This window comes from Heliomarina sp. (assembly GCF_052826185.1).
Genome location: NZ_JBRBUI010000043.1, coordinates 1 through 2911 on the forward strand (window position 1 = coordinate 1; position 2911 = coordinate 2911).

The following is a 2911-nucleotide window of genomic DNA, read 5'->3' on the forward strand; positions in this document are numbered from 1 at the left end:
AACACTTCCTTAAACACTTTGCGCCCATTCTGCATGAACTGCATATCGCGCCGGTCGCTCAGCCCATCGGGGCGGGAGCGGCGGAGGAAGCCGTTGTTGTTGCGGATGTTGTTGGAATATTCGGTCGCGCAGCGGGTGGAGATGACGTCGAAACAGGGGCCTTCGACATCTTCGGCGCGTTCCAGCAGCGTGGCGGTGGCCACGTCACCAAAGATGAAGTGGCAATCGCGGTCACGCCATTCGAGGTGGGCGGAGCAAATCTCGGGGTTCACCACGAGGGCGGAGCGGATGGAGCCGGAGCGGATCATATCCGCCGCCGCCTGAATGCCGAAAGTCGCCGAAGAACAGGCGACGTTCATGTCAAAGGCAAAGCCCTTCACGCCGAGAAGCTCCTGAATCTCGATGGCCACGGCAGGATAGGCCCGCTCGAGGTTGGAGGCGGCGCAGATCACCGCGTCCACATCCTCGGCGCTCTTTCCAGCGGCGGCGAGCGCCTTTTGCGCGGCATCAATGGCCATTTCGGCCATGAGGGAAGGCTCCTCATCCGCGCGCTGGCGCAGCAGGGGGTGCATCACATTGGGGTCCAGCACGCCGGATTTATCCATGACATAGCGCTGTTCAATGCCGCTGGCTTTGACGATGAACTCTTCCGAAGAATGCGCCTTGGCCTCCAGGGTGCCCGCTTCGATCGCCTCGGCATTCTCGGCATTGTAGAGGTCGGCATAGGCGTTGAAGGCTTCGACCAGTTCGGCGTTGGCGATGGTTTGCTGCGGCGTGAAAACGCCCGTACCGGTGATGGCGGCTTGATACATCGGTGTGATCCCTTTCTCTCCAACGGCATGGCTGGTCTGATAAAGCTGAGCAGCCCCGGGCGAATTGCAAGGGCCGTTGTCATGTCGGTGCACTTTGCTGCAGGGGGCAGCAAGGTGCAGGTTCCATACTTTAGCGAAACCGCACAGGACTTGCCACGGCTTTGACGGGGCAGACGTGTGAATGCCGCTACAGTTGCGAATTTTGATCGCCCCGGCCCCCGCGCGCTGGCTTGACTATGCAACCGTAACCGCGCAGTGATCGAGCATTAGCAATCATTAATTGAACGAGAACAGTCAGGTTTTTTTGGAGGCAGCGGCCCCTCCGGCGCGTGATTTACAGGTCCACCACCCGCGGATGCCGCAGCCTAAAGCACAGAATTTGCTTACGGATTCAACCTCCGAAAAAGAGAGGTGTCATGAGGCGCAGTATTATCAGTCGAATGCTTTGCAAGCGGGCAAAGCGTTTTCGCAAGGACGAGGGCGGCGGCATGCTGGTCCTCATGTTGGTCGTGTTTTTCGGGATCACGATCTTTGGCGGGCTGGCCGTGGACCTGGCGAACCACGAGCGGACGCGGACCACCTTTCAGACCCATCTCGACAATGCCGTGCTCGCCGCGGCGAGCCTGTCGCAAGACCTCGACCCTGAAGAGGTCGTGCGCAGCTACCTGACCTCCGCGGGGCTCGATCCTTCCGAGGTGGTGATCGACTCGAGCGAAGAAAAGATCGGCGGCATTCTGGTGGGGCGCACCGTCGAAGCCTCGCTTCCCGCCGGGCTGAACACTTATTTCTTCCGGTTTTTCGACATCGATTCACTCGGGATGACGATCAGCTCTGAGGCGACCGAACGGGTCGAGGATATCGAGATTTCTCTGGTGTTGGATGTGTCGGGGTCGATGGGGGAGAGGACCAGCGACCGCAGCGGGATCAAGCTGACCCTGCTGAAGAATGCGGCCATCGACTTTGTCGATACGATCCTAAGCGATACCGAAGAGGGACGCGTATCGATTTCGATCATTCCCTATTCGACCAAGGTAAATGCGGGAGAAGCTCTGCTGGGCCAATATTCGACAACCACCGAACATAGCTATTCCCACTGCGTGGATTTCGATGGGAATGACTATGGTTCCTTGGCGATCGACCCCCAACAACAGATGCAACGGACAGGGCACTTCCAGTTCCAGAGCATGTCGAGTTCCAATCAGGAAAGGGGCCAATGGGTTTGCCGTAAAGACGCAGGCTTTGAAATTACTCCTTTGTCAGACTCGGTCGCGGCGCTGAGATCGCAAATCCTCGCCTTGACCGCCGAAGGGTCGACGTCGATCGACGTTGGTGCGAAGTGGGGGCTGGCCTTGCTCGACCCATCCGCACAGGGGCCGGTGAGCGGCTTGATCGACGCCGGTCTGGTCCCGCAGGAGTTTCAAGGCCGCCCGCACCCGCACGGGGCTGATAACAGTATGAAGGTTCTGGTGCTGATGACGGATGGTGAGAACTTTCCGGAATACCGTCTTGAGCCTGAGTATGCTTCCGGCGAGTCGGATGTGATCCGCACCGACTACGGGTCGGTGGTGTTCTATACAGTGGATTCTGCTGAACGCTCCAACGAATACGACGGGGATAATTCCTATCCTGAGGACTACTTTTATGCGACCCACCCTTGGGGCTCTGATCGTAGGTGGGATGATTACACGCTGCTCAACCACCCCAGTCTACGGGACTATAGGGATCAAGGGCAGGAAGAACGGCTCGACTGGCCCGAGGTTTGGGCCGAGATGTCCCCTTATTACTACGGCTATAACCTCTATGGCCGGCGGCGGACGACGAGCTGGTGGGGCGGATCGCAGACTTGGAGTTCGCGCGCGAATAGTTTTTGGAACAACATGCACGACACCATCAGCGCGAACGAGAAAGACCGCCGCCTGCGCCAAATCTGCGGCGTCGCGAACACCGCTGGCGTCGTCGTCTATTCCATCGGCATGGATGTCGACAGCACCAACTCCCTCAGCCTTTTGAAAGACTGCGCCTCTTCCGAGGCCCATTACTTCGACGTTCAGGGTCTGGAGATCCAAACCGCCTTCGACATGATCGCGGCGTCCATCTCT

2 protein-coding genes are annotated in these 2911 nt (G+C 58.6%); one reads left to right on the forward strand and one right to left on the reverse strand.

From position 1 onward, the window contains the following. Positions 1 to 812: beta-ketoacyl-ACP synthase III (locus ACU0FH_RS11915; protein ID WP_446194811.1), on the reverse strand; the 812-nt coding region annotated here is incomplete at its 3' end. 416 nt (positions 813 to 1228) lie between these two features. On the opposite strand from ACU0FH_RS11915, the gene ACU0FH_RS11920 reads away from it, so the two are divergent. Next, positions 1229 to 2911, forward strand: a 1683-nt coding sequence (locus tag ACU0FH_RS11920; protein WP_446194812.1) for a pilus assembly protein TadG-related protein, incomplete at its 3' end; no start/stop codon positions are given.